This window comes from Mesorhizobium sp. M1396, from assembly GCF_040317725.1.
In the GTDB taxonomy this organism is placed as follows: Bacteria; Pseudomonadota; Alphaproteobacteria; order Rhizobiales; family Rhizobiaceae; genus Mesorhizobium.
Genome location: NZ_JAMYLA010000057.1, coordinates 16,613 through 42,621 on the forward strand (window position 1 = coordinate 16,613; position 26,009 = coordinate 42,621).

The window sequence follows — 26,009 nt, forward strand, 5'->3', positions numbered from 1 at the left end:
GAAGGCTTTGCCGCCCGGAAACCCGTTGTACACGTTTTTGTTACCTGCTGGAAGTTCCACGTCATGAGCACGCCCGAACCCTTCAAAGAAGTGCCGCATCGCGGCCTGATCACGGTCGCGCTCATGCTGGCGACGATCATGCAGGCGCTCGACACGACGATCGCCAACGTCGCGCTGCCGACCATGACCGGCGATCTCGGCGCCTCGCCGGACAACATCAACTGGGTGCTGACCTCCTACATCGTCGCCGCCGCCATCATGACGCCGGTGACCGGCTGGCTGGCCGATCGCTTCGGCCGCAAGGAACTGTTCCTGGGGGCGGTTGTCGGCTTCACCGTGTTCTCGATGCTGTGCGGTATTGCCTGGAGCCTGGAGAGCATAGTGTTCTTCCGGCTGATGCAGGGCGTGTTCGGCGCCGCCATCGTGCCACTGTCGCAAACCTTCCTGCTCGACATCAACCCCAGGGAACGCCACGGCCAGGCAATGGCCATCTGGGGCGCCGGCATCATGCTGGGGCCAATCCTGGGCCCGACGCTCGGCGGCTGGCTGACCGAGAATTTCAACTGGCGCTGGGTGTTCTTCATCAATTTGCCGGTCGGCATCATCGCCTTCCTCGGCATGGCCGCCTATCTGCCGGCGGTTGCCCGGCGGGTGCGCGGTTTCGATTTCTTCGGCTTCGCCATGTTATCGCTCGGTGTCGGTGCGCTGCAGCTGCTGCTCGACCGCGGCGGCGAGGTCGACTGGTTTTCCTCGATCGAGATCTGGATCGAGCTTGCTCTTTCCCTCACCGGCTTTTGGATGTTCATCATCCACACGATGACGGCGGAACACCCCTTCATCGATCCCAAGATCTTCCTCGATCGCAATTTCGTCACCGGGCTGGCGTTCATCTTCGTCATGGGCGTGCTGATCCTGGCCTCGATGTCGCTGCTGCCGCCGATGCTGTCGACCATCTTCGGCTATCCAACCGTCACCATCGGTGTCGTCTTGGGGCCGCGCGGTGTCGGCACGATGATTTCGATGCTTGTCGTCGGGCGGCTCATGAGCAGGATCGACGCCAGGATTCTTGTCGTCATCGGCTTTCTGCTGACAGCGCAGTCGCTCTACACCATGTCCACCTTCACGCCGCAGATGGACAATTGGCTGATCCTCAGCTCCGGCGTCATCCAGGGCCTGGGCATGGGCATGGTGTTCGTGCCACTGTCGACGGTCGCCTTCGCCACGCTGGATGTGCGCTTCCGCACCGACGCCACGGCTTTGTTCAGCCTGGTGCGTAACCTCGGCTCGTCCATTGGCGTGTCGGTCGTGACGGTTCTGATGGTGCGCAACACGCAGGTCAATCATTCCGAGCTTTCGGCCTTCATCAATCCGTTCAACCCAAATCTGTGGGCGGTCTCCCCGGCGGCCGCAAGCGGCGATCCAACGGCGCTGTCGCAAGTCGACCGCATGGTCAATCTCCAGGCGATGATGATCTCCTACGTCAATGACTTCAAAATACTCATGGTGATGACGCTGCTTGCCATCCCGTTTGTTTTCCTGCTGCGCAAGCCAAAGCAGGCGCCTGCCGCTGGCGCACCAGCCGCGCACATGGACTAGATGCCGTTGCGCTGGAGGTTGTATGTCTCCGTGGCAGCCAGTCTGGAGATCATGATCATACAGCCTGCATTCTCAACTATCCCAGTAGCGGATGGCGCAGTGGCGATCGCCTCGGGCGGTTGTCGGCCGAATTCATCCTGATGTTGAAGAATACTGAGTCTGGAAGCTCAAAAGAGGTTCGAGAACAGCCCTTGGCTTCAGGTATCGAGGCTCCGCAGCCTCGATCTCGATCCAGTTCATCTGTCATTAGTATATCCGTAACACTATGGGGACTTCCGTCTGCAAGTGAGCGGTATTTTCCCATGCGCCAAATCGGAGGAACTCTGTTTGGTCACGAAATCATCCAGGCTAGCCACCGAGGTGCCCGAGTCGAGCGGCCTGGCCGCACTGGCAAAACTGGCTACGGCTTCCTACGAAACCCTTGAGCACGAGCTTCGAGCTACGATCGTCGGGCTCGAAGGCCAGGCGCTCCGTTTCAAGACGGTGATCGACAACATATCGCAAGGCATTTGCTTTTTCGACGCCGATGAACGTCTGATCTTGTCTAACCGTCGCTATGCGGAGATCTACCGCATTGCGGTGGAGCAATTGCAGCCGGGCCTGACACTGGGTGAAATCGTTGAGCGACGCGTCGCTGCCGGAACATCCGCTATGGCTGCCGACGCCTATCTAGCATTGGCCCGGTCGGTCAATTCGAGTGTCACTTCAAGAATCTGGACCGCCAACCTCACCGATGGCCGGACAATCCAGGTCTGCCACCAACCTATGCCCGACGGCGGCTGGGTTTCCACGCATTCGGACGTTACGGAACTCGCGGCCAATCGCCAGATTGTCAATGAACGCATCTCGCTGCAGACGCTGATCGACTGGGTGCCGGGCTATCTATGGGTCAAGGACACCGAAAGCCGCTTCGTGATGGTCAACAGGGCCCTTGCGTCCGACAATGGCCGGGACAAGACAAGCGACATGATCGGCTTGACCGACTTTGATCTCCATGCTCCCGAACTTGCGCAGAAATTTCGCCTGATCGAACAGAACGTCCTCACCGGCGGACAGCCGATGATCGACGAGGAGGAGTTTGTTGTCGATGCGTCCGGCGTCGGCAAGTGGTTCTCGTCGACGAAGGTGCCGCTGCGCAATGTTAAAAATGAGATATTCGGTCTAATTGGCATCGCCCACGACATCACTGCCCGCAAGCAAGCCGACGTCCTCCGTGACGGGCAAGCGCAAATCCTGGAAATGATCGCGATGAGTGCTCCGCTCGAGGACGTGCTCGACCGCCTCATGCGTCTCGTGGAATCCCAGCTGACAGGCATATTCGGTTCCGTCTTGCTCCTCGACAAGGACGGCAGCCATTTGCGGCACGGTGCGGCGCCGAGCCTGGTGAAAGGCTATACGAACGCCATCGATGGCATCGCCATCGGTCCCAAGGTCGGATCGTGCGGGACCGCGGTCTATCGGCGGGAGCCGGTCATTGTCGCCGACGTCATACAAGATCCGCTGTGGGAGGATTACCGCGAACTGGTGGCGGTATACGGTTATCGTTCTTGCTGGTCGACCCCGATCCTGTCGCATCAGGGCGCGGTTTTGGGTGTCTTTGCAATGTATTCGATGACGGTGCGTGAACCGGTCGAGGCCGAGACCCGGCTGATTGATTTCACGACCCGCATCGCCGGTATAGCGATCGAGCGCAAACTGGCTGAAGACCAAATCCACTTCATGGCAAATCATGACGTGCTTACCGGGCTTCCTAATCGCGCCTTGCTGGAGGACCGGCTTTCTCAAGCCATCTTGTACGCGCAGCGATACGATCGCTGGGTGACGCTGGTGTTCATCGATCTGGACAATTTCAAGCTCGTCAACGACACGCTTGGCCACAATGCCGGAGACGAGCTCCTGAAGACCGTCGCCAGCCGTATGGTCGAATGCGTAAGGGCGACCGACACCGTTGTGCGACTTGGCGGCGATGAATTTGTGATCGTCCTGTTCGACCAGCCCACCGATGTCGATCTCATCTCCCAGAGCTTGCAGAAGATCCGGGCCGCGATCGCGGAGCCGGTTCATCTCGGAGAGCATCAGCTACGAACAACCGCCAGCATCGGCATCGCAAACTATCCCAAGGATGGAGCGAACCCGGAAACACTCCTGGCCAATGCCGATGCAGCCATGTATCGCGCGAAAGAGTTCGGCCGCGACAATTTCCAGTTCTACGCTCCCGAATTCAACTCAAGGGCTCATGAAAAATTCGTGCTTCAAGAGGAATTGCGAAACGCCTTGGCCGCCTCGGAATTCGCGCTGGTCTACCAGCCGCAAGTTGATCTTCGCTCGGGGCGTGTCTTTGCGGTGGAAGCGTTGATACGCTGGAACCACCCAACACTGGGCCTGATAGCGCCGACCAGCTTCATTCCTGCGGCCGAGGAGACAGGTCTGATCGTGCCGATCGGCGATTGGGTCCTGCACGAAGCCTGTCGACAGAACAAGGCCTGGCAGGATGCGGGTCTGCCGCCGATGACGGTTTGCGTGAATGTGTCGGCTCGGCAATTCAGGGAAAGGAACCTGATCGGACGTGTCGTCAATGCACTCCAGGAGAGCGGCCTTGAGGCAAGCTATCTGGAGCTGGAGTTGACCGAAAGCCTCATCATGCAGGACACCGATTTGGCGGTCGCGACGATGAACGAACTGCAACATCTTGGCGTTCAGATATCGATCGACGATTTCGGGACGGGCTATTCCAGCCTCAGCGCACTCAAGACGTTTCCAGTTGCGCGGCTAAAGATCGACAAATCTTTCATCAACGACGTCGCCGATGACGAAAACGATCAGGCTGTTGCGAGCGCCGTAATTTCGTTGGGTCAAAAGCTGAACATGAGAGTTATCGCCGAAGGCGTCGAAACCGACGATCAAATCGCCTTCCTGCGCAAGAACAATTGCGATGAAATGCAGGGATATCACTTCAGCAAACCGGTCTCCGCACGGGACATCGAGACCTTGCTCAACCCGAAGGATTGACGGATCAGCCATTGATCCGCCGCGCAGCTTGACGAAGAAGCCGGCGGCCGACGGCGATACGCCTGCTGCTATTTCCCGAGCACGAGGCTCCAGTAACGGAGGTTGCTATCGCTGCCATCGCGCACATAGGCAAGGCCGAAGCGGGTGAAGCGCGGATCGAGCATATTGCGGCGATGGCCGGCTGAATGCACCCAGGTATCGAACAGCTTCTGCAGGTCGAAACGGCCCTCGGCGATGTTCTCCGCGGCCGCACCCGCAATGCCATTGTCTTTGACGCGCGAGGCGAAATCCTTGCCCCATCCGGTGGTGTGGCTCATGCGACGGCGTTGCGCCATGTAGCCGGCCTGCTGCAGGGCGGCCTGTTCGAGCTGCCGGTCGGGGACCAGCGCCGCGAGTCCGGCCGAAGCGCGGATGCCGGCCAGCGTGCCGGTGGCGGATGAGGAAACCCCGGCGCCTCCGCCGGTCGGCAGCGAAACGGTGCCGCAGGCGGCAAGCCCGGCCAACGCGGCAAGGCCGACGCCCTTCAGCAGCATGCGCCTGTTCAGATTCGGGATCGGGTGGTTTTCGATTTTCGCAACGGTCATGCCCACCTGAAATAGTGGCGATCATGGCTTTTGCCGGGCAGGGCGGCGAAAACCGCGGTGGAATCGACGATCCTAGGCGGCTGTGTCGAGATTTGCGTCCGAGGTTGGATTACCGCCCATCCGATCGTCTTCCGTATGCACCCACCAGGCGCCGAGCGCATCGATCAGCGGCACAAGCCCGCGACCCGGCGCGGTAAGATCGTATTCAACGCGCAACGGATAGCCCGAATACACCGTTCGCCGCACGATACCGGCGTCCTCCAGCTTGCGCAGTTCCAGCGCCAGAATGCGGTGCGAGACCGTTGGGTTGTTGCGCCTCAGGTCGCTGAACCGCTTGGTCCCGTCCTTCAGATAATAGAGCAGCAAGGTGGGCCAGCGGCCGCTTAGCACGCGCATGGTCTCTTCGATCGGGCAGCGTGAGACGACGTCTTTCATGGGTAGTCCCTGGTTACAAAATTGTGCGTAATTTACATGGGGCGACCAGCGTTTAGGGTCAAGTTTCGCTGCGCGGCGTGATCCCTTCAATCATGGAAGAAAACAAATGGAACCTATCCTCCTTTATGGCTTCCCGGCGGGAAGCTCGATGGGGCTCGTCGCCGCCTTTGAACGCGTCGGGCAGCCTTATCGCCTGTGTCGCGTCGATATGCTCACCGAGATGAAGAACGATGCATATGCCAGCATCAACGACCGTCAAGAAACTCCGGTTTTGATCACCGACGAAGGCGCGGTGCTCACCGAGACCATGGCCATCGCCGCTTGGGTCGAAGCCCGCGACACGCAACGTCGCATCAGCTTCGACCCGCGCACGCCGCAAGCCGACCGCATGCATCAGTTGATGGCCTTTGTGAACACCGGATTCACCGCCGCCTTCAGCCCGCTCTGGGCGGCATTGGAAATGGCCGCGGATGAACCGGTTCTGAAGGCGACTTTACGCGACTTCGGCCGCAAGGCCGTAGCCAAACGCCACGACCGCCTTGAAGCGATGATCACCGATACGGACTTTCTGGTCGGCGATCGACTGACGCTGGCGGATACCACGCTGATTGGCGTGGCCCGATGGGCGGAGTTCCACCAGGCGATCGACGGCGCTGCCTATCCCAGGCTGGCCGGGTTGCGCCGACGCATCGAGGCCGAACCGGTGGTGCGATATGCCCTGGCTGTCGAGGATGGCGAAAGGCCTGCTGGTTCGGGCGCCTGCCTTGGCCATGTGCCGCTGGCCGAGGTGATCGATCGCTTCGCCGCCTGACGCGCTTCAGGTATTTTCAACCGCGCGGCGCCGACATGCCTGGCGCCGCGCCACTGCAAACCCGGTTACCGATCCGGGGAGAGAGCCGGAATCAACTCAACCGATCAATGGACTTGGCGACAAGCGGCCCTAAATCGACTAGAATTGCGCTTGAACGAGAAGTGGCAGCTACGGGCGGCCATCCTGGCGGTGACCGCCCCGATACACGGGAGGATGGTTATGGCCGGCTTTCATGTCATGGCGGACGCACGTGGAATGCATGTGCAGCCAAAGGTGCGTCGCATCACCACCTCGGACCTTTGGGATGCACTGCGCCTCGGCGCCGAGGATTTCTGGGCAAAGCCATCGCACTACGTGTTCCTGTGCCTGATCTATCCCATCGTCGGCCTGATCCTGACGCGGTGGACGTCGTCTGGCGCCAATGCCATCCAGCTTATCTATCCCTTGATGTCGGGGTTCGCACTTGTCGGCCCGTTCGCCGCGCTCGGTCTGTACGAGATCAGCCGCCGGCGCGAGCTCGGCATGAACACTTCCTGGTGGCATGCCCTTGACGTGCGGCGCTCGCCGGCGATTCCGTCGATCGCGGTGATCGGCATCATGCTGGTCGCGCTGTTCCTGTTGTGGCTGTACACCGCCCAGTCGATCTACACCGGCCTGTTCGGCGACCGGCCCCCGGCATCGATCGGCGGCTTCGTCCGCGAGGTGTTGACGACCGGCAAGGGCTGGACGCTGATCCTTGCCGGCAATGCCGCGGGCTTTGTCTTCGCCGCGGTCGTGCTGGCCACCACCGTGGTTGCCTTCCCGTTGCTGCTCGACCGCGATGTCGGCGCCGTTTCGGCCATCGAGACCTCAGCGCGGGCGGTCATGACCAATCCGCTGCAGATGGCGCTATGGGGGCTGATGGTCGCCGTGCTTCTGGTGATCGGCTCGATCCCGCTGTTTGCCGGGCTCGCGGTGGTCATGCCGGTACTCGGCCATGCCACCTGGCATCTCTACCGCAAGGTGGTCGAGCCGGAGCGGGAGCAGCAGATAAGGCGACCGATGTAACGAAGCGCTCTCAGCGCTGCGCGTCGGTCGCCATCTTCAGCGCCAATGCCGCCAGCACGGTGCCCATCATCCAGCGCTGGATGACCAGCCACAAGGGCCGTCCGGCGAGGAAAGTTGCGATCGAACCGGCCGTCACCGCGATGATGGCATTGACGGTAAGGCTGATCGTGATCTGCGTGGCGCCCAGCACCAGAAGCTGCGACAGGACATGGCCTTTGCCCAGGCTGATGAACTGCGGCAACAGCGACAGATAGAGCACGGCCACCTTCGGATTGAGCAGATTGGTCATCAGGCCCATCGCGAACAGCTTGCGTGGCCGGTCCCTTGGCAGTTCGCGCACCTGGAATGGCGAACGCCCGCCCGGCTTCACCGCCTGCCAGGCAAGCCACAGGAGATAGAGCACACCGGCAAAGCGCAGCGCGTCATAGGCATAGGGCACGGCGAGCAGCAGCGCGGTGATGCCGAAGGCCGCCGCCAGCACATAGAAGAGAAAGCCGAGCGCCACGCCACCGAGCGAGATCAACCCGGCCTTCGGTCCTTGCGACAGGGATCGCGAGATCAGGTAGATCATGTTGGGGCCTGGCGTCAGCACCATGCCGAGGCAGACCAGGGCGAAGGCGAGATGATTGGCGGTTTCGGGCATCGGTTCGTTTCCCTAGCGGGCTGCCGTGGGTACGTGATCCCGCGAGCGGTCAACATGTGCCTGTCCCGGCAGGCACGCGCAAGGGCATGACGACGCCAGCCGTTGCGCCAGTTGGTTGCCCGTGCCTCTGGATCAGCCGACGATGCGCAGGTTCGTTGCCGATTTCCTTGCTCGGATCCGTCGGATCCTCGCGGAAGCGTGAAACGGGTGTGCAACCCGCGCCTCACTATCGGCGGCCGCCCTAAATGTGGGCCAAACGTTCGGAGGCGTCTCTCATTTGGCGAGAGTAATGCGGCGGCTGGCATACATCTCGCGATTTCCAAGAGCGGCCGTGCAATCCGTTCTGACGGATGAGTTTCCCGTCATCTGCACGGTCTTGCCAACAAGCCTCAGGCAGTCGCCTTGGCTGCTCATATCTGAGTTGCCGGCGTAGGAAATGGGAGCGTCAGGCGCATAGATGAAACCGCTGATCACGGAATTCGCGCCGCCATTCAGCGTCAAGGCGGACGTGTTCCCGCGATCCTCGAAAATGGTGATGCCGGCATAGGGGCCGCTGGTGGGCGGGGAAAGGTTAACCTGCTCATTGGCATTTATGTAGATCTGTGCGCCTTCCGTGAGGAATATGGTCACGCCCTGGCCGGTCAGGCTACCGTTGCCTCCGGGCTTGATGGCGGTGCCGCGCAGGATGTAGACGCCCGGATCAAGTGTTATGTCTCCCGACAATGTTTTGTCGCAATAAGTGCCAGGTGACAGCGTGTAGGTTTTGCCGTTCGGGACCGGCAGACACAATGTGAAGGCGGGAGGGACGACGTCGGCCAAAGGATCAAACGATGCATATTGATGCTCGAGCGGCGTTCCACAGGTGAGATTGGCGCTGGGTGGCGAAAGCCCGGAAGTGCCGCCGACAGTCGAGACGCAGCCCGCTGAAACCAGCGCGGAACCGCCTCTGCTCACGGCATCGGACGCATCGGAGTTTGCCGCGATTACGCAGTTGGCCATCGAGACATTGGTCGAGCCCTGCAGGCTCACGGCGGCCGATGCCTGCGGATCGAGCGCCAGCACGCAGGCTTGCGCGCCGGGCTCCAGTTTGACTGAGGCTGAGCGGTGAGCCTGCCAGGAGGGCGCGCCGCGGATGAAGCTTGCACGGCTGATGCTGGACGAAACCGAGATGTAGTAGGCGCTCGCGTCCCCACTTGCCGCAGCCGAAAAGGTGGAGACGCTGCCCGAATATTCTTGCTGGTCGGCGGCGCTCATGTTGGCCGAGAAAAATGTCAGCCCGAGCGCCCGGACATCACCTGCCGTCATGCCGGGTGAGTACTTCGTGGCGACGGCAAGCCCAGCCGCGTCCAGTGAGTTCTGCAATTGCGCGGCGTCGTCGCTCGTGCCCACCAGATCCATGATGCCGGCCACGCTAACCATTATCGGCAGCATCGCCATGGCGGTCGCCAAAGCAAAGTTGCCGCGCCTGTCGCGCGCGAATCTGAGGATCATCGCCTTCAGCATCCCTGCCTAGAAACCAGTTTTCGGCATGACAATGCTGACAAAATGCTAAATTTCATGTTGCTGGATGCCTCAAAGACCGGCCAGCTCTTTGATGGCTCGTTAACTATGCCGGCTCCGACGGCACAATACGCCGTGTGACAACCCGCTGAAGCTTGGAAGACACTAGCGCCGCGGTCCTTTGCGCGAGGCATCCACTACCGCTCTCACGGCCACGCCGAAAGCTGGTGACAGGCCGGAGCGGTTCGGCTAATCCGAACCGGCCGCGCGACCGTCGGCCGTGGTGCTCGTATGATCATGACTGAAGGAAATGGCATGGCGGATTCGCCTGAAATCATCGGCTCGCTCGAAGACGTGTCGAAGGCCTATTCGGCAATCCTGTGCGATGTCTGGGGCGTGGTCCACAATGGCGAGAGGCATTTCCCCGTGGCGGCCTCGGCGCTTGCGAGGGTTAGAGAGGCGGAAATTCCCGTCGTCCTGATCACCAATTCGCCGCGCAGAAGTGCCGATGTCGTGGCGCAGATGAACGTGATCGGTGTTCCACCCTCAGCCTACGACCGGGTGGTCACGTCAGGCGACGTGACCCGGGATTTGATCGCCGAGGGCCCGCGCAAGATTTTCCATATCGGCGCCGACCGTGACTTCACGCTCTATGAAGGTCTCGACGTCGAGCTTGTCGAGGAGTTCGAGGCGTCCGGCGTCGTCTGCACCGGTCTGTTCGATGACGAGGTCGAGAAGCCCGAGGATTACACCGAGCTTCTGCGGCGATTGCGCGCCAGGAACCTGCCTTTCATTTGTGCAAATCCCGACATCGTGGTCGAGCGTGGCGAACGCCTCATCTGGTGTGCCGGCGCGCTGGCACGCGATTATGCCCAACTCGGCGGCCGCACATTGATCGCCGGAAAACCCTACGCGCCGATCTACGACGTCGCCATGAAGGAGATTGTGGAGCTACTCGGCCGGCCGGTCGAACGCGGCCAGGTGCTGGCCATCGGCGACGGCATGATGACCGATGTGAAGGGCGCCGCCGACAATGGCTTCGACGTTCTCTATGTCTCCGGCGGTATCCATGCCCGCGACTATGGCGATGCACTGCAACCGGATCCGGCAAGGCTGGCGACCTTCCTGGAAAAGCATGGATATCGTCCGGTGGCCGTCATTCCCAGACTGCGGTAGGTGACGATGGCAGCCTTCCAGCACGTTCTGGCAACAACTCCGCTGCCCGCCGACCTGCGCGGCGGCGTCGTGGCGATCGGCAATTTCGATGGTGTCCATCGTGGCCATCAGGCGGTGCTCGAGCGGGCATTGACCGAGGCCGGGCGGCGTGATGTGCCGGCCCTGGTGCTGACGTTCGAACCGCATCCGCGCAAGATATTCAGGCCTGATATACCCTTGTTCGTGCTGACGCCGCCGCCCATGAAGGCGCGCCTCCTGTCGCTACTGGGTTTTGCCGCGCTCGTCGAACAGCCGTTCACGCGCGACTTCGCCTCGCTGTCGGCGGAAGCGTTCGTGACCGATGTGCTGGAAAAGAACCTTGGCATTACCCACGCCGTGACCGGGTTCGATTTCCATTTCGGCAAGGATCGTCAAGGCGGTCCGGCCTACCTGATGGCGGCCGGTGAGCGTCACGGCTTCGGCGTCACGCTCGTCGACGCCTTCCGTGACGAGGGCGCCGAGGTGGTCTCATCCAGCCGCATCCGCGGGTTGCTGAGCGGGGGCGAGGTGGCCGAGGCCGCTGGACTGCTCGGCTATCGCTTCACCGTCGAAAGCGAGGTGGTCGGCGGACAGCAGCTCGGCCGCACGCTTGGCTTTCCCACCGCGAATATGAGGCTTTCAGCCGAAGCCGCTCTGAAGGAGGGCATCTATGCCGTCCGCTTTCGCCGCGCCGACGGGACACTTCACGACGGTGTCGCCAGCTTCGGCCGTCGCCCGACGGTCGACAGCAACGGCGCGCAGCTGCTGGAAACCTTCGTCTTCGATTTCTCCGGCGACCTCTATGGCGAGATCTGCCAGGTTTCCTTCTTCGGTTTCCTGCGTCCGGAGGTGAAGTTAGAAGGGCTCGATGCGCTGGTCGCGCAGATGAAGCGCGATGAAGCCGAGGCGCGCGCGCTGCTTGCCGGCGTCAAGCCGCTCTCCGACCTCGACGCGGCCATGGCTTTTTGAGCCAGGCGTGATCCCGGCTACTTCTTCAGTGCCAAACCAACGGCGATGAAGGTCCAGCCCTGGAAGATCAGGTCGATCGCCAGGAACAGCCCGAGCACCCACAGGCTGTTGACCGGCCAGCCCATGGCGATGACCAGGCCGGCAAGCGCGCTGATGACACCGGCCGCGACGACCCAGCCCCAGCCGCGCTGCGGCCGGTGGCTGTAGCCGACCCAGGCCCTGAGCACGCCTGACGCGACCAGCGCGATCGCCAGCAGGAACGTCAGTACCCGCCGAGGGCAGCGGATTGTCGAAAGCGAAGAAGCCGGCGACGGCGTAGAGCAATCCGCTGAGCAGCCAGTAGAAGAAGCGGCCCCAGGTTTTGACGCCGAACGCATGCACGATCTCGATGACGCCCGCCATCAGCATCAGCCATCCCACGACATAGACCGAGGCCACCGTGGCGATGAACAGATTGCCGAAGGCAACGCCGCCGAAGATGAGCAGCAGTACGCCGAGCGCGACAAACCACCCCCATTTTGTCCGTGTTTGTTCGATCGCGATTTTCAAGGCGTCGCCATGCAGGGTCATTGTCGCGGTCTCCACCAAGGGCTGCGGGGTACGGGCGGACGTTAGTCCCGGCGTCGGTCAACGTCCAGTCGATGGCCGGCAGTGGGGGATCGCCTGCAAACCACGAGCGGATGTCTCGGATTTTAAATCAAATTTTACCAAATGGCCGTCAAAGCTGTCATCGGTAACCGTGTGTGTTGTGTTAGTGGAGTGGCCATGAGTCCGGTCGGAAAAATCTCTCTGGTGTTGGCCGCTGCGCTGCTGGGTGGCGCGGGCGCTGCCAATGCGGGCGAGGGCAGTTGGCTGTCCGGCGACTGGTATCTGACCGTTGGCGCCACCGGCATGGTGGCGCCGAATTTCGAGGGCGGCAAGAAGTACCTGCTCAGCGCTTCGCCGATCATTTCGTTGGGCAAGGCCGGACCGGCGGCACGCTTCTCCTCGCGCAACGACAACATCTCGCTGGCGCTGGTCGACGATGGCGGTGTCCGCGCCGGCCTGACCGGCAAGTTCCTGTTTTCCCGCGACGATGACAACGCCGATGAGCTGAAGGGCCTCGATCCGGTGCGCTGGGGCGGCGAAGTCGGCGGCTTCTTCGAATTCTATCCGACGGATTGGCTGCGCGCCCGCGCCGAGCTTCGCCACGGCATCCGTGCCCACAACGGCTTTGTCGCCGACATCGCTGCCGACGCCTTCTACGATGTGACGCCAACCGTGCGGATTTCGGGCGGGCCGCGCGTGTCGTTCGCCTCGGCTGGTTATTTTGACGCCTATTATGGCGTCGACGCGCAGGAAGCCGTGGCCTCGGGCCTGAGCGAATATCACCCCGGTGGCGGCCTGAAATCGACCGGCGTCGGTGGCGCCATAACCTGGAAGGTGACCGAGCCGATGACCGCCAGCCTGTTTGGCGAATATTCCCGCCTGATGGGACCGGCGGCCGATTCCAGCCTGGTCAGGCAACGCGGCGACCGCAATCAGTTCATGATCGGCGTGTCGACCACATATCGCTTCGACTTCACGATGTAAGTGAATCGAACGAGACGCTTTATTCCTGCGCTCATCTCCGCTAAAAGCCGGGGCATGATGAGCTTTTCGCGCCTTTGCAGGCCGACGATACGAATTATGAGCCCGGTGTTCCGGGCGGCCTGAGCGCCGCCGGAGCCGCCGGGAATTTTGGCGTGCGCCATCTCGCGCTTTTTCCAGATCATAAGGCATGTCGCCCAAAAGTGGCCCCGGTTTTGGGAAAACGACATGCGCAAGAAGTAAAGTTCAACGCCCGAGCTCCTTTGCGGCCAGGCAATGCACATGGCAGACCAATGACCGATTCCCTCATGACCGACACCAAAGAAACGATCGACTATTCCAAGACGCTTTACCTACCGCAGACGGATTTTCCGATGCGCGCCGGCTTGCCGGAGAAGGAGCCGCTGCTGGTCCAGCGCTGGCAGGACATGGACCTCTACGCCAAGCTGCGCGAAAGTGCTGCCGGCCGCACGAAATACGTGCTGCATGACGGCCCGCCCTACGCCAACGGCAACATCCATATCGGCCACGCGCTGAACAAGATCCTCAAGGACGTCATCACCCGCTCGTTCCAGATGCGCGGTTATGACTCGAACTATGTGCCGGGCTGGGACTGCCACGGCCTGCCGATCGAATGGAAGATCGAGGAGCAGTACCGCGCCAAGGGCAAGAACAAGGACGAGGTGCCGGTCAACGAATTTCGCAAGGAATGCCGCGAGTTCGCCGCGCACTGGATCACGGTGCAGGGCGGCGAGTTCCAGCGGCTCGGCGTCATCGGCGACTTCAAGAATCCCTATACGACGATGGCTTTCCACGCCGAGGCGCGCATCGCCGGCGAGCTGTTGAAATTCGCCATGTCGGGCCAACTCTATCGCGGTTCCAAGCCGGTGATGTGGAGCGTCGTCGAGCGCACGGCGCTGGCCGAGGCCGAGGTCGAGTACCAGGATTATGAGTCCGACACGATCTGGGTGAAGTTTCCGGTCGCCAGCCTCGCTCGGTATGCCACCAATGTCATGGATGGTAAGCTCGCGAAATTAAATCCAGAACTCAACGAGGCATCGCTCGACCTGCTGCAGGCCCATGTCGTCATCTGGACGACGACGCCCTGGACGATCCCTGGCAACCGCGCCGTCAACTACTCGCCGCGCATCGCCTATGGCCTCTACGAGGTCACGGCGGCCGAGAACGCGTTCGGCCCGCAGCCGGGCGAAAAGCTGATCTTTGCCGACGCACTGGCCGAAGACTCCTCGGCCAAGGCCAAGGTCATCTTGAATCGTCTCCGCGGCGTTTCGGCGCAAGAGCTTGGAAGCCTTACGCTTTCGCATCCGTTCAAGGGCTTTGGCGGCGGTTACGAATTCGCCGTGCCGATGCTCGCCGGCGACCATGTCACCGACGACGCCGGCACCGGCTTCGTCCACACCGCACCGGGGCACGGCCGCGAGGACTTTGACGCCTGGATGGATGCGGCAACGGATTTGCGCGCACGTGGCATCGACAGCGCCATCCCGTTCACCGTCGACGATGGCGGCTTCTTCACCAAGGACGCGCCGGGTTTCGGCCCGGACCGCGAGGGTGGACCGGCGCGTGTCATCGATGACAACGGCAAGAAGGGCAACGCCAACCAGGCCGTCATCGACGAGCTGATCAAGCGCAACGCGCTGTTCGCTCGTGGCCGGCTGAAGCACTCCTATCCGCACTCCTGGCGGTCGAAGAAGCCGATCATCTTCCGCAACACGCCGCAATGGTTCGTCTATATGGATAAGGACCTCGGCGACGGCTCGACGTTGCGCGGCCGTGCGCTGAAGGCGATCGACGACACCCGTTTCGTGCCCGCCGCAGGCCAGAACCGCATCCGCGCCATGATCGAGGAGCGCCCGGACTGGGTGCTGTCGCGTCAGCGCGCCTGGGGCGTGCCGATCGCCGTGTTCGCCGATGCCGACGGCAATGTGCTGAAGGACGAGGCGGTCAACCAGCGCATCATGGACGCCTTCGAGCAGGAGGGCGCCGACGCCTGGTTCGCCGCCGACGCCAAGGAGCGTTTCCTCGGCAATCACGATGCGTCCAAATGGAAGCAGGTGATGGACATCCTCGACGTCTGGTTTGATTCGGGCTCGACGCACGCCTTCACGCTGGAGGATCGTCCGGATCTGAAATGGCCGGCCGACGTCTATCTCGAAGGCTCCGACCAGCATCGCGGCTGGTTCCACTCTTCGCTGCTCGAAAGCTGCGGCACCAGGGGCAGGGCGCCTTATGACACAGTCGTCACCCATGGCTTCACCATGGACGAGGACGGCCGCAAGATGTCGAAGTCGCTTGGCAACACCGTGGTGCCGCAAGACGTCATCAAGCAGTCGGGCGCCGACATACTGCGTCTGTGGGTGGTGACGACCGATTACTGGGAGGATCAGCGCCTCGGCAAGAACGTGCTGCAGACCAACATCGACGCCTACCGCAAGCTGCGCAACACCATCCGCTGGATGCTCGGCACGCTCGCCCATGACGACGGCGAAGAGGTGCCGCTGGAGAAAATGCCGGAGCTGGAGCGGCTGATGCTGCACCGGCTGGCCGAGCTGGATGAGGTCGTGCGCTCGGGCTACGACGCCTTCGAGTTCAAGCGCATCACCCGCATGCTGCTCGATTTCATGGTGGTCGAGCTGTCGGCCTTCTATTTCGACATCCGCAAGGACGCGCTCTATTGCGACGCGCCGTCGAGCGTGCAGCGCAAGGCTTCGGTGCAGGTCGTGCGTCATCTTTTCGACTGCCTGGTGAAATGGCTGGCACCAATGCTGCCTTTCACCATGGAAGAGGCCTGGCTCGACCGTCATCCGGACGCCGTCTCGGTGCATCTCGACCAGTTTCCGCAAATTCCGGCGGACTGGAAGAATGAGGCCCTGGCGGAAAAGTGGCGCAAGGTGCGGCAGGTGCGACGCGTCGTCACCGGCGCGCTGGAGATCGCGCGCGCCCAGAAGGTGATTGGGTCGTCGCTGGAAGCTGTGCCGGTCGTCACCATCAACGATGCGGCACTCGAAGCGGCGATATCGGATGTCGACATGGCCGAGATGGCGATCACCAGCGATCTGGTCATCGCTCATGGGCAAGCGCCCGCGGGTGCCTTCACGCTTGACGACGTCAGGGGTGTCGCCGTGGTGGTCGAAAAGGCCGAGGATCGCGGCCTGGTGAAATGCGCGCGGTCCTGGCGCTACACCGCCGATGTCGGCCAGGATCCGGAATTCCCCGACGTTTCGGCGCGCGATGCCGCGGTGCTGCACGAATTGAAGGCACTTGGCCGGCTTTAACAGGCTGGCCAGCCAGCTGGATCGGTGCACAAATGCCACGCCGGGCGGGCGAAAACCGCCCGCGCGTTGCCCTTAACGAGTGGTTGAGGTAAACACGCGAAACTCCGGAAGACAAATTGTCGCCGGATTTCCGTCGCAAGTGCTTGGACGATGGGGACCGGTCATAAGACCGGTGGCAATCGAGAGGCTGTCTACAGTGGGACTTTTTGGCATGACCGAGAGATATAACGCGCGCCTGGCGCTGCTGGCGCCGCTTGTCGCATCGGGCCTGGCTTTGTCCGGCTGCATGGGCTCTCCGACCTATGGTACCGACAAGACCGCCGGCGAACAGCTGGCCGGTGATATTTCCGGCGCGTTTTCGTTCGCGCCGAAGCGCAAGGAACAGATCGATTACAAGCCGCGTCCGACGCTGGTGAAGCCGGCGCCGGGCCAGAAGGAAGCGCTGCCGGCGCCGCAGGACAGCATCGAGACGGCAAGCGCCGAATGGCCCGAATCGCCCGAGCAGCGCCGCGCCCGCCTGCGCGCGGACGCCACCGCCCATCAGAACGACCCGGCTTACCAGTCGGAAATCGTCGACGACGTGCAGACCGACCCGGCCTCGGTGAAGAAGGCAATGGCGGAGTCAGGCTCGAGCCATCCGCCGGCGTGGACGCCAGCCGATTCAGACAAGGGTCGCGCCGCCGAGATCCAGCGCCGGCTTGCCGACAGCAAGCAGGGCGACCCGAACACCCGCAAATATCTCAGCGAACCGCCGGTGCAGTATCGTGTCGCTGCCGGCACGGCGCCGCAGAACGAGCTTGGCGAGGACGAGTACAAGAAGGAACGCCGCCTGAAGAAAGAGGCGCAAGGCAAGAAGGGCAGCGGCTGGTTCGACTGGCTGCCGTCGCTCTAAAAACGGACGGTCTGCGTTTCGTTGCTTTGCGTTGACGGGCCTTGCGCCCGGTCAGCCGCGCCGTTCCAGGAAAAATCCTTTGAGCAACAGGGCCGCCTCGGTCTCGCCCATGCCCGGATAGATGTCGGGCGTGTGATGGCAGGTTGGCGAGGCGAAGAAGCGCACGCCGTTGACCACCGCGCCGCCCTTGTCGTCGGCGGCGCCGAAATAAAGCCGGCGCAGCCGGGCGAAGGAAATAGCGCCGGCGCACATGACGCAAGGCTCCAGCGTCACATAGAGATCGTGCCCGGTCAGCCGCTCGGCTGACAGTTTGCGGCAGGCTTCGCGGATGACCAGCATCTCGGCATGCGCCGTCGGGTCGGCAAGTTCGCGTGTGCGGTTGCCGGCGCTGGCAACGACCGCGCCGCCGCTGGCGATGACGGCGCCGACCGGCACTTCGCCGCGCAAGGCCGCCGCCTCGGCCTCTTTCAGCGCCATCGCCATGAAATCCGGTCGCTTCACGCGGTTTCCATTCCGATTATCTCCTCGCCACCCCAGGCTTTTGGTTTTCGTTTGTCTTGCCGGAAAAACCGGTCTCCACTTTTCCCTGACAAACTCTGATGATCCTGTTATTGAGCGCATCAACCCGAAAGTCGGACTCGATTTTCGGAAATGATCATGCGCCAAATCAAAGTGCTACAGCGTTCGTTGCGCGCCCGAAAGGATGCGCCACGCTGTAGCAGCGCAAACGGACAAAGGCCACATGGACGACAACGACAAGAAATTCCGACCCAAGAAGGGTCCGGCCAGGAACGGTTCGAAAACGGCGGGACCGCGCAGCCGTGATGGCGCCGCCAGCAAGGGCGGCAAGCCGTCCTTTGGCGCCAAGAAACCTTACGCACCGCGCGGCGATCGCCCGATGGCCGCGGATGGCGAGCGGCCGAAGCGCGACTTCAAGAGCGGCGACAAGCCATTCAGCAAAGGCCCGCGTCCCGAAGGCAAACCTTTTGAGAAGCGTGAGGGGCCACGCAAGCCCTACGCACCGCGCGGCGACCGGCCGATGGCGGCCGAAGGCGAACGCAAGCCCTATGAGAAGCGCGAAGGCCCACGCAAGCCTTATGCGCCACGTGGCGACCGTCCAGGGGCCGCTGAAGGTGAACGCAAGTCCTATGAGAAGCGCGAAGGGCCGCGCAAGCCCTATGCACCGCGCGGCGATCGGCCGATGGCGGCTGCAGGCGAACGGCCGAAGCGCGACTACAAGCCGCGCGAAGCCGGTGAGGGTGGCGCCCCGCGCACCGAAAGACCATTCCACAAGGGCCCGCGCCCGGAGGGCAAGCCCTATGAGAAGCGCGAAGGCCCACGCAAGCCTTATGCACCGCGTGGCGACCGTCCGGCTGCGGCGGCAGAAGGCGGCGACAAGCGCTTCGATCGCCCCAAGCGCGACTTCGGCGATCGTGCGCCGCGCGACTTCGCTGACCGTCCGAAGCGTGATTTCGCTGATCGTCCCAAGCGCGACTTCGGCGATCGGCCACAAGGCGCGTCAGGCGGCAGCTTCAGGCCGCGCCCGCATTCCGCGGAAGCGACGGAAGAGGCGGGCGAACGCATCGCCAAACGGCTGGCGCGCGCCGGCCTGGCCTCGCGCCGCGATGCCGAGGAGCTGATCGCCGCCGGTCGCGTCAAGGTCAATGGACGCGCCCTGACCTCGCCGGCCTTCAACGTCATGCCTGATGACATCATCCATCTCGACGGCATGGAAATCCCGCCGATCGAGCGCACCCGCCTGTTCCTGTTCCACAAGCCGGCAGGCGTGGTCACCACCAACCGCGATCCCGAGGGCCGCAAGACCGTCTTCGACGTGCTGCCGGCCGAGCTGCCGCGGCTGATGACCATCGGCCGGCTCGACATCAACACCGAAGGCCTGCTGCTGCTCACCAATGATGGCGGCCTGTCGCGCGTGCTCGAACTGCCGGCCACCGGCTGGCTGCGCCGCTACCGCGTGCGCGTCCACGGCAAGGTCGAGGAGAGCGCGCTTGCCGGCCTGCGTGAAGGCATTGCCGTCGACGGCGTCTTCTACGGTGCCATCGAAGCGACGCTCGACCGCGAGCAGGGCACCAATGCCTGGCTGACCATCGGCCTGCGCGAGGGCAAGAACCGCGAAGTCAGGAACATCCTGGGTTCACTTGGCCTCGATGTGACGCGGCTGATCCGCATCTCCTACGGGCCGTTCCAGCTCGATGACCTCGCCGAGGGCCATGTGCTGGAGATCAAGGGCCGGGTGTTGCGCGACCAGCTTGGCGAACGCCTGGTCGAGGAATCCGGCGCCAATTTCGACGCCGAGGTCACCAAGCCGTTTTCCAACAAGCCGGTGCGGCGTACTGAAGTTCGCGAGCCGGAGCCCGAACGGCCGAAATTCACCCGTGACGGCGAGCGCCGCCCGATCGGCGAGGGCGGGTTGATCAAGAACCGCAAGCGCCGCGAAGGCAGCCGCGACGAGGCGCTGGGCAAACTGTCGACCAGTCCCGACAGAAGCGCAGGGTCCGAGAAGAGCTTTGGCGAGCGCGGTCCGCGGCCCGAACGCAGCTTTGGCGACAAGCCACGCGGCAATTTTGGCGACAAGCCACGCGGCAATTTTGGCGACAAGCCGCGCGGCGGCTTCGGCGACAAGCCTCGTGGCGCTTTTGGCGGCAAGCCCGGCGGCGGCAAGAAGTCCGAGCGCGAGCAGCGGCCGATCGAGCCGCCCGGCCAGCGCAAGGCCAATGTCTGGATGGCGCCGGGCGCTCGGCCGATCGGCAAGGGCAGGGCAGAGGCCGACGCCGCCAAGGCGGCTGACGCCAAGGCGCGCAAGGCGTCATTCAAGCCGTCTTATGGCAAACCCGCCGGTGCAAAGCCATTCGGCAAGCCGAGAGGCGAGCGTCCGGGCGGTGCCGGTGGTGGCGAGCGGCCGCGCGGTGGTCCCAAAGGTCCCAGAACGAGATGAGGCCCAAAGCGAGATGAGAATCGTCGGCGGTGAGTTTCGCGGGCGTCCCTTGGCGACGCCCCGCTCGAGCGCCATCCGTCCGACGACCGATCGCACCCGCGAGGCCGTCTTCAACGTGCTGGCGCATCGCTTCCCGGAGCAACTGGACGGCGCGCGCGTGCTAGACCTGTTCGCAGGCACCGGCGCACTGGGGCTCGAAGCGCTGTCGCGCGGTGCGTCCTACGGCGTCTTCATCGAGGAATCGGCCGAAGGCCGTGGCTTGATCCGCGACAATGTCGAAGCCTTCGGCCTGACCGGGCGGACCAAGATCTTTCGCCGCGACGCCACAGGCCTTGGCGAGGCAGGCACACTGGCGCCGTTCGGCCTCGTCTTCGCCGATCCGCCCTACGGCAAGGGCCTTGGCGAACGCGCCCTGCGGTCGGCGAAAGCCGGCGGCTGGCTTCGCCCCGGCGCGCTGTGCGTGGTCGAGGAGGCCGCGGTGGCGCCCTTCGAGCCGGGCTCCGGCTTTTCCGTGCTGGACGAACGCAGTTACGGCGAGACGGTGATCCGCTTCATCGAGGCGGCCTGATACGTTTTGCTCCTGGCCTCTTTGCCGCCGCCTTTGCCGGCAACATGACCAACAATTCACTTTGCTTGTCGTCCAGACCCTGCCTATCGTCCTGCCGAGAAACCGGAGCCATTGATGACCTCTAAAGCTGAATGGCTGCGCGCAACGCTGCTGGCGACGTCGCTGGCTTTCACGATCACCGGCCCGGCGCTCGCGGACAGTGCGCCGGACGCATTCAAGGTCACGGATTTCCTGCTCGACAACGGTATGGAGGTGGTCGTCATTCCCGACCATCGCGCGCCGATCGTCACCCACATGGTGTGGTACAAGATCGGCAGCGCCGACGAGCCGCCGGGCAAATCCGGCATTGCCCATTTCTTCGAGCATCTGATGTTCAAGGCGACGACCCATCATGCGGCCGGCGAGTTCGATCGCGCCATCTCCGATATCGGCGGCTCCAACAACGCCTTCACCTCTTACGACTACACCGCTTTCCACGAGACGGTGGCGCCGTCGGCGCTCGAACTGATGATGAGCTTCGAGGCCGACCGCATGCGCAACCTCATCCTCACCGACGACGTCATCAAGACCGAGCGCGATGTCATCCTCGAGGAGCGCCGCTCGCGTATCGACAACAATCCGCAAGCCGTGCTGGACGAGGAGGTCGACGCCACGCTGTGGCAGAATCAGCCCTATCGCATTCCCGTCATCGGCTGGATGCAAGAGATGCAGCAGCTGAACCGCACCGACGCCACCGCCTTCTATGATAAATATTACCGGCCCAACAACGCCGTGCTGATCGTCGCCGGCGATGTCGAGCCGGACACGGTGCGGGCGCTGGCCGAGAAGACCTATGGCAAGGTGGCGCGCGGCCCCGATCTGCCGCCGCGCATCCGCCCGGTCGAACCGGAGCAGAACGCCAAACGCACGGTGACGCTCGCCGATGCCCGAGTCAGCGTGCCAAGCTTTTCCACGCAATGGGTGGTGCCATCCTATCATTCGGGCAAGCCGGGCGAGGCGGAAGCGCTCGACCTGCTGGCGGAAATCCTCGGCGGCGGCAATCGCAGCCGGCTCTACCAGGCGCTCGTCGTCCAGCAAGGCATTGCCTCCAACGCCGGCGCCTATTTCCAGGGCACCATGCTCGACGACACCAATTTCACCGTCTACGGCGCGCCGCGCGGCGATGCCAAGATCGCCGACGTCGAGGCGGCGGTCGATGCCGAGGTCGCGCGCATCGTCCGGGAAGGTGTCACGCCATCGGAGCTGGAAAAGGCCAAGGACCGCTATGTCAGGTCGATGATCTTTGCCCGCGACAAGCAGGATTCCATGGCCAACATCTATGGCTCGACACTGGCCACCGGCGGCAATGTGCAGGACGTCCAGCAATGGCCGGACCGTATCCGCAAGGTCACCGCCGAAGAGGTCAAGGCCGTCGCCGCGCGCTATCTGGTGCTCGCCCGGTCGACGACCGGCTATCTCTTGCCGCAGCAACAGGCGGGGAATTGATTTGATGTCGAGATTGAGCGTTGGCGCTGCCCCTCACCTGCCTGCCGGCATCCTCTCCCCGTATTGTGACGGGGAGAGGGGCGCTGTCATCGCCGGTTTCGCCAATCACCAGCGTTGCAAGACGGGCGCCGAGATTGCGGCCAGCCCCCTTCTCCCCGTCCCTATACGGGGAGAAGTGCCCGGCAGGGCGATGAGGGGCGGCGCCGACGTCGACAATTGTTCGTCTCGAACACAGATTGAAAGTAATCATTTGTCTGAAGCCCAAAGGCGTGCGGTTGCCCCGCTGATCACCTTGCTCCTCTCCATCCTCTTCCTGATCCTGCCGGCACTCACCGCGCGCGCGATGGACATCCAGTCCGTCACCTCGCCAAAGGGCATCACCGCCTGGCTGGTCGAGGATTATTCCGTGCCGATCGTCGCCATCCGATTCGTCTTCGGCGGCGGCTCGACGCAGGATCCGCCGGGCAAGGAGGGGCTGGCCAACCTGATGACCGGCCTGTTCGACGAAGGCGCCGGGCCGCTGGACTCGGAAGACTTCCAGATCAAGCTCGACGATGCCGGTGCCGAGATGAGTTTCGAAGAGAGCCGCGACGGCATCTATGGCTCGATGCGCTTGCTGGCCGAGCAGCGCGACGAGGCGTTCGACCTGTTGCGGCTGGCGGTCAACGAGCCGCGCTTCGATCAGTTGCCGATCGACCGCATCCGCGCCCAGATCCTGTCCGGCATCATCGCCGGCGAGAACGACCCCGACACGGTCGCGCAGAGCAAATGGGCGCGCGCCCTCTATGGCGACCATCCTTATTCCCGCTCCGACCAGGGCACCAAGGAGAGCATCGCCACCATCACGCCGGATGATCTGAAAGCCTTTCACAAAGCGGTGTTCTCGCGCGGTGGGCTGCATGTCGCCGTTGTCGGCGCCATCGACCCAGAGACGCTGAAGAAGAAGCTCGACATGGTGTTCGGTAACCTGCCGCAAGACCAGGCGCTGAGGCCGGTGGCCGATATCGACCCCAAGCTGGCGCAGCATGTCGAGGTCGACTACGACCTGCCGCAGACCTCCCTGCAGCTCGCCTATCCCGGCGTGAAGCGCAGGGCGCCGGATTTCTTTCCGGCCGTGCTGATGAACGAGATCCTCGGCGGCGGCACCTTCACCTCGCGCCTGTTCCAGGAGGTGCGCGAAAAGCGCGGCCTGGCCTACAGCGTCAACTCCTCGCTGATCAACCAGGACCACGCCAACGCGCTGGTCATCAGCACCGGCACCCGGTCGGACCGCGCGGCCGAAACGCTGGGGATCGTCCGCGACGTCGTCAAGCAACTGGCCGATGAAGGCCCGACCGAGGCGGAGCTGGCGGCGACCAAGAAATACATGATCGGCGCCTACGCCATCAACAATCTGGACTCGTCGAGCGCCATCGCCTCGACATTGGTCGAACTGCAGCTCGACGATCTCGGCATCGACTACATGCAGCGCCGCGCCGGCTACATCGACGCGGTGACGCTCGACCAGGTCAAGGCGGCGGCGAAGAAGCTGCTGACCACCGAGCCGACCATCATGGTCATCGGGCCGAAACTGGCCGGAGCCGGCAAGGGATGAGAGCCGGCACGCATTTCTCTTTTCCGAGCGCCGGCGCTGCCCCGGCTGGCCGCAACCTCGACGCCTATTCTGCAACGCTGGCGATTGGCGAAATCGGTGATGACAGCGTCCCTCTCCCCGTCACTATACGTGGAGAGGATGCCGGCAGGCAGGTGAGGGGCGGCGCCGACCTCGCCAATTGGCGGTCTCCGACACCAGCCGGAAACGGGACAGGAGTCACGCAAAATGGCGCCTAGCTTCGGCATCGCCTTCGGCGGCGGCGGCGCGCGCGGGCTGGCGCATATCCATGTGATCGAGGCGCTGGACGAACTGGGCATCAAGCCGGTGGCCATTGCCGGCTCGTCGATCGGCGCCATTATGGGTGCCGGCATGGCCGCTGGCATGACCGGCAAGGACATCCACGACTATGCCCGCTCGATCCTCGGCCGCCGCGCCGAAGTCGCGAGCCGCATGTGGCGGGCACGGCCGGGCACGATCGCCGAAGCCATGCAGGGCGGCATTCGTGTCAGCCAGTTCAACGTCGAGCGCATCCTGAAAGCCTTTCTGCCCGAAGCCATTCCCGAAACGTTTGCCGACCTGAAAATCCCGCTGAAGGTAACCGCGACGGACTATTTCGGCCACAAGCTGGCCGTGTTCAACGATGGCGACCTGCACTCGGCACTGGCGGCCTCGGCGGCCATACCCGCCGTGTTCCGCCCGGTGATGCGCGACGGCAGGCTGCTGATCGACGGCGGCATCTACAATCCCGTGCCCTTCGACCTGATCGAGAACGACGCCGACATCATCATCGGCGTCGACGTGGTCGGCGCGCCTGAGGAGGCCGACCGCAAGCACCCGACCTCCGTCGACCTGATTTTCGGCGCCACGCAGCTGATGATGCAGTCGATCATCGCCAACAAGCTGAGACAATGCCGCCCCGACATCCTGGTTCGCCCGGCGGTTTCGAAATACCGCGTGCTCGATTTTCTGAAGATCGATGCCCTGATGAACGAGACGGTGGATATCAAGGACGAGTTGAAACGGCAGGTGGAGAAGGTGCTGGAGGCGCGGCTTAGTGCTGCCGTCAACGCGAGGCGGGGAAAGCAGGTCGGGTGAGGATGGTGGCGTGCCGGTAAGACCTGGCGCCCATTCTGCTTGCCGAACCGGCTTAAGCGAACAAAAGGCGACCTATGGGAACGGTCGCGTTTGATGCGGCCATAGGCGAGTTCACGGCCGAATGGCGACTTTGCGCCTAATGTCGGCCGAACGATAGCCGCATTGCTTTCGACAAGAGCACTCCTGCCGCAGACCACCTAGCTGGCAGACACCTGGCTGATCCCGGCATCGACCCAGGCACGCGTCTGTTCCAGCACTTCATCCGAAAACGTTGGGTCGTCGATCGCCCGGGCGAGGATCACTGCCCCCACCATCGCCGCAAAGCTTCCGATCGCCACGTGGCGTCTGGCTGCCGCATCCAGCTTCGGGAGCGCCTTGCCGATATGGTCGATCTGCGATCGAAGGCCCTCTGTCATGGCTGAGCGGGCAGCCGGGGTCTGATGGCGGATAGACGCGGCAAGACCCGCCGTCGGACAGCCGCCGGCGGCGTTGTCGCGATGACGGGGCGAAAGATAGGAACCCACATAGGCGCGAAGATCGCCCCCTCCGACTGAGTCCGCGGCAAGGACATGGGCAAGGGTCTGCGCGATCAGGTCGTCCTTCGAACTGAAATGGCCATAAAAGCCGCCATGGGTGAGCCCGGCGGCCTTCATCACTTCCGCCACGCTGACTGCGTCGAAACCCTTGTCGCGAAACAGCCGGCTGGCCGCATCCAGAATCCGGCGACGGTTCTCCGCCATCTGCTCTCGACTGACCTTCATTTCAA

At 63.0% G+C, this 26,009-nt stretch carries 21 protein-coding genes and 1 pseudogene; 14 read left to right on the forward strand and 8 right to left on the reverse strand.

Features of this window, described 5'->3' with window-relative positions:
• Positions 1-63 precede the first annotated feature (63 nt).
• Complete coding sequence (locus tag NKH02_RS28330) at positions 64-1,596, forward strand: DHA2 family efflux MFS transporter permease subunit (protein ID WP_352882990.1); 1,533 nt, start codon at positions 64-66, stop codon at positions 1,594-1,596.
• A gap of 327 nt (positions 1,597-1,923) precedes the next feature.
• Entirely contained in the window at positions 1,924-4,605 is a 2,682-nt protein-coding gene (locus tag NKH02_RS28335) for an EAL domain-containing protein (protein WP_352882991.1), read from the forward strand.
• 68 nt (positions 4,606-4,673) lie between these two features.
• On the opposite strand, the gene NKH02_RS28340 is transcribed toward NKH02_RS28335, so the two are convergent.
• Complete coding sequence (locus NKH02_RS28340) at positions 4,674-5,189, reverse strand: CAP domain-containing protein (RefSeq protein ID WP_352882992.1); 516 nt, start codon at positions 5,187-5,189, stop codon at positions 4,674-4,676.
• 72 nt (positions 5,190-5,261) lie between these two features.
• Positions 5,262-5,624, reverse strand: a complete 363-nt coding sequence (locus NKH02_RS28345) for a winged helix-turn-helix transcriptional regulator (RefSeq protein ID WP_352882994.1) — start codon at positions 5,622-5,624, stop codon at positions 5,262-5,264.
• A gap of 106 nt (positions 5,625-5,730) precedes the next feature.
• Between NKH02_RS28345 and NKH02_RS28350 the strand changes: the two genes are divergently transcribed.
• Both NKH02_RS28350 and NKH02_RS28355 read left to right on the forward strand, forming a co-directional pair.
• The gene (locus NKH02_RS28350; RefSeq protein ID WP_352882996.1) at positions 5,731-6,435 is read left to right on the forward strand and encodes a glutathione S-transferase family protein; all 705 of its coding nucleotides are present in this window, start codon (positions 5,731-5,733) and stop codon (positions 6,433-6,435) included.
• Positions 6,436-6,654: 219 nt separating this feature from the next.
• Positions 6,655-7,482: a DUF2189 domain-containing protein gene (locus NKH02_RS28355; RefSeq protein WP_352882998.1), complete on the forward strand. Its 828-nt coding sequence runs from the start codon at positions 6,655-6,657 to the stop codon at positions 7,480-7,482.
• Between the two features lie 10 nt (positions 7,483-7,492).
• Here NKH02_RS28355 and NKH02_RS28360 read toward each other — a convergent pair whose 3' ends face one another.
• Both NKH02_RS28360 and NKH02_RS28365 read right to left on the reverse strand, forming a co-directional pair.
• Positions 7,493-8,125, reverse strand: a complete 633-nt coding sequence (locus NKH02_RS28360) for a LysE family translocator (protein ID WP_352869435.1) — start codon at positions 8,123-8,125, stop codon at positions 7,493-7,495.
• 273 nt (positions 8,126-8,398) lie between these two features.
• Positions 8,399-9,628 carry a TadE/TadG family type IV pilus assembly protein gene (locus NKH02_RS28365; protein ID WP_352882999.1) on the reverse strand — a complete coding sequence of 410 codons (1,230 nt, stop codon included), beginning with the start codon at positions 9,626-9,628 and terminating at the stop codon, positions 8,399-8,401.
• A 312-nt stretch (positions 9,629-9,940) separates the two neighbouring features.
• Between NKH02_RS28365 and NKH02_RS28370 the strand changes: the two genes are divergently transcribed.
• Positions 9,941-10,801, forward strand: coding sequence for a TIGR01459 family HAD-type hydrolase (locus NKH02_RS28370; RefSeq protein WP_352883000.1), 861 nt, complete (start codon positions 9,941-9,943; stop codon positions 10,799-10,801).
• A gap of 6 nt (positions 10,802-10,807) precedes the next feature.
• Positions 10,808-11,788 carry a bifunctional riboflavin kinase/FAD synthetase gene (locus NKH02_RS28375; protein ID WP_352883002.1) on the forward strand — a complete coding sequence of 327 codons (981 nt, stop codon included), beginning with the start codon at positions 10,808-10,810 and terminating at the stop codon, positions 11,786-11,788.
• Positions 11,789-11,805: 17 nt separating this feature from the next.
• Here the strand turns inward: NKH02_RS28375 and NKH02_RS28380 are convergent.
• A pseudogene (locus NKH02_RS28380) lies at positions 11,806-12,358 on the reverse strand (HdeD family acid-resistance protein).
• A 195-nt stretch (positions 12,359-12,553) separates the two neighbouring features.
• Here NKH02_RS28380 and NKH02_RS28385 point away from each other — a divergent pair.
• A complete protein-coding gene (locus NKH02_RS28385; RefSeq protein ID WP_352883003.1) occupies positions 12,554-13,360 on the forward strand; it encodes a MipA/OmpV family protein in 807 nt (268 codons plus the stop codon).
• Here the strand turns inward: NKH02_RS28385 and NKH02_RS28390 are convergent.
• The gene (locus NKH02_RS28390; protein ID WP_352869443.1) at positions 13,309-13,542 is read right to left on the reverse strand and encodes a hypothetical protein; all 234 of its coding nucleotides are present in this window, start codon (positions 13,540-13,542) and stop codon (positions 13,309-13,311) included. The genes NKH02_RS28385 and NKH02_RS28390 overlap by 52 nt on opposite strands.
• Positions 13,543-13,665: 123 nt before the next feature.
• Here NKH02_RS28390 and ileS point away from each other — a divergent pair, with 123 nt between their 5' ends.
• Together ileS and NKH02_RS28400 are read left to right on the forward strand one after the other, a co-directional pair.
• Complete coding sequence (gene ileS / locus NKH02_RS28395; protein WP_352883004.1) at positions 13,666-16,653, forward strand: isoleucine--tRNA ligase; 2,988 nt, start codon at positions 13,666-13,668, stop codon at positions 16,651-16,653.
• A 211-nt stretch (positions 16,654-16,864) separates the two neighbouring features.
• Complete coding sequence (locus NKH02_RS28400; RefSeq protein WP_352869447.1) at positions 16,865-17,545, forward strand: hypothetical protein; 681 nt, start codon at positions 16,865-16,867, stop codon at positions 17,543-17,545.
• Between the two features lie 51 nt (positions 17,546-17,596).
• Here the strand turns inward: NKH02_RS28400 and NKH02_RS28405 are convergent, their stop codons facing one another.
• Positions 17,597-18,046, reverse strand: coding sequence for a nucleoside deaminase (locus tag NKH02_RS28405; protein WP_352883005.1), 450 nt, complete (start codon positions 18,044-18,046; stop codon positions 17,597-17,599).
• A gap of 241 nt (positions 18,047-18,287) precedes the next feature.
• Between NKH02_RS28405 and NKH02_RS28410 the strand changes: the two genes are divergently transcribed.
• From NKH02_RS28410 to NKH02_RS28430, 5 genes are all read left to right on the forward strand, one after another.
• Positions 18,288-20,501: a pseudouridine synthase gene (locus tag NKH02_RS28410; protein ID WP_352883006.1), complete on the forward strand. Its 2,214-nt coding sequence runs from the start codon at positions 18,288-18,290 to the stop codon at positions 20,499-20,501.
• Between the two features lie 13 nt (positions 20,502-20,514).
• Complete coding sequence (rsmD, locus tag NKH02_RS28415; protein WP_352883007.1) at positions 20,515-21,069, forward strand: 16S rRNA (guanine(966)-N(2))-methyltransferase RsmD; 555 nt, start codon at positions 20,515-20,517, stop codon at positions 21,067-21,069.
• Positions 21,070-21,183: 114 nt separating this feature from the next.
• Positions 21,184-22,554 (forward strand): M16 family metallopeptidase, encoded by a 1,371-nt coding sequence (locus tag NKH02_RS28420; RefSeq protein ID WP_352883008.1) that lies wholly within the window; start codon positions 21,184-21,186, stop codon positions 22,552-22,554.
• A 250-nt stretch (positions 22,555-22,804) separates the two neighbouring features.
• Positions 22,805-24,148, forward strand: coding sequence for a M16 family metallopeptidase (locus NKH02_RS28425; protein WP_352883010.1), 1,344 nt, complete (start codon positions 22,805-22,807; stop codon positions 24,146-24,148).
• Between the two features lie 225 nt (positions 24,149-24,373).
• Positions 24,374-25,243: a patatin-like phospholipase family protein gene (locus NKH02_RS28430; protein ID WP_352883012.1), complete on the forward strand. Its 870-nt coding sequence runs from the start codon at positions 24,374-24,376 to the stop codon at positions 25,241-25,243.
• A gap of 197 nt (positions 25,244-25,440) precedes the next feature.
• Here NKH02_RS28430 and NKH02_RS28435 read toward each other — a convergent pair whose 3' ends face one another.
• A complete protein-coding gene (locus NKH02_RS28435; RefSeq protein WP_352869456.1) occupies positions 25,441-26,004 on the reverse strand; it encodes a TetR/AcrR family transcriptional regulator in 564 nt (187 codons plus the stop codon).
• Between the last annotated feature and the right edge of the window lie 5 nt (positions 26,005-26,009).

Excerpts from the sequence above, each read along its gene's own strand:
- ileS (WP_352883004.1), top strand. The coding sequence starts at position 13,666 with ATGACCGACACCAAAGAAACGATCGACTATTCCAAGACGCTTTACCTA.
- NKH02_RS28375 (WP_352883002.1), top strand. The coding sequence starts at position 10,808 with ATGGCAGCCTTCCAGCACGTTCTGGCAACAACTCCGCTGCCCGCCGAC.
- NKH02_RS28420 (WP_352883008.1), top strand. The coding sequence starts at position 21,184 with ATGACCTCTAAAGCTGAATGGCTGCGCGCAACGCTGCTGGCGACGTCG.
- NKH02_RS28340 (WP_352882992.1), bottom strand. The coding sequence starts at position 5,189 with ATGACCGTTGCGAAAATCGAAAACCACCCGATCCCGAATCTGAACAGG.
- NKH02_RS28385 (WP_352883003.1), top strand. The coding sequence starts at position 12,554 with ATGAGTCCGGTCGGAAAAATCTCTCTGGTGTTGGCCGCTGCGCTGCTG.
- NKH02_RS28365 (WP_352882999.1), bottom strand. The coding sequence starts at position 9,628 with ATGCTGAAGGCGATGATCCTCAGATTCGCGCGCGACAGGCGCGGCAAC.
- NKH02_RS28360 (WP_352869435.1), bottom strand. The coding sequence starts at position 8,125 with ATGCCCGAAACCGCCAATCATCTCGCCTTCGCCCTGGTCTGCCTCGGC.
- NKH02_RS28430 (WP_352883012.1), top strand. The coding sequence starts at position 24,374 with ATGGCGCCTAGCTTCGGCATCGCCTTCGGCGGCGGCGGCGCGCGCGGG.
- NKH02_RS28400 (WP_352869447.1), top strand. The coding sequence starts at position 16,865 with ATGACCGAGAGATATAACGCGCGCCTGGCGCTGCTGGCGCCGCTTGTC.
- rsmD (WP_352883007.1), top strand. The coding sequence starts at position 20,515 with ATGAGAATCGTCGGCGGTGAGTTTCGCGGGCGTCCCTTGGCGACGCCC.
- NKH02_RS28330 (WP_352882990.1), top strand. The coding sequence starts at position 64 with ATGAGCACGCCCGAACCCTTCAAAGAAGTGCCGCATCGCGGCCTGATC.
- NKH02_RS28355 (WP_352882998.1), top strand. The coding sequence starts at position 6,655 with ATGGCCGGCTTTCATGTCATGGCGGACGCACGTGGAATGCATGTGCAG.
- NKH02_RS28345 (WP_352882994.1), bottom strand. The coding sequence starts at position 5,624 with ATGAAAGACGTCGTCTCACGCTGCCCGATCGAAGAGACCATGCGCGTG.
- NKH02_RS28410 (WP_352883006.1), top strand. The coding sequence starts at position 18,288 with ATGGACGACAACGACAAGAAATTCCGACCCAAGAAGGGTCCGGCCAGG.
- NKH02_RS28370 (WP_352883000.1), top strand. The coding sequence starts at position 9,941 with ATGGCGGATTCGCCTGAAATCATCGGCTCGCTCGAAGACGTGTCGAAG.
- NKH02_RS28435 (WP_352869456.1), bottom strand. The coding sequence starts at position 26,004 with ATGAAGGTCAGTCGAGAGCAGATGGCGGAGAACCGTCGCCGGATTCTG.
- NKH02_RS28390 (WP_352869443.1), bottom strand. The coding sequence starts at position 13,542 with ATGATCTGGAAAAAGCGCGAGATGGCGCACGCCAAAATTCCCGGCGGC.
- NKH02_RS28350 (WP_352882996.1), top strand. The coding sequence starts at position 5,731 with ATGGAACCTATCCTCCTTTATGGCTTCCCGGCGGGAAGCTCGATGGGG.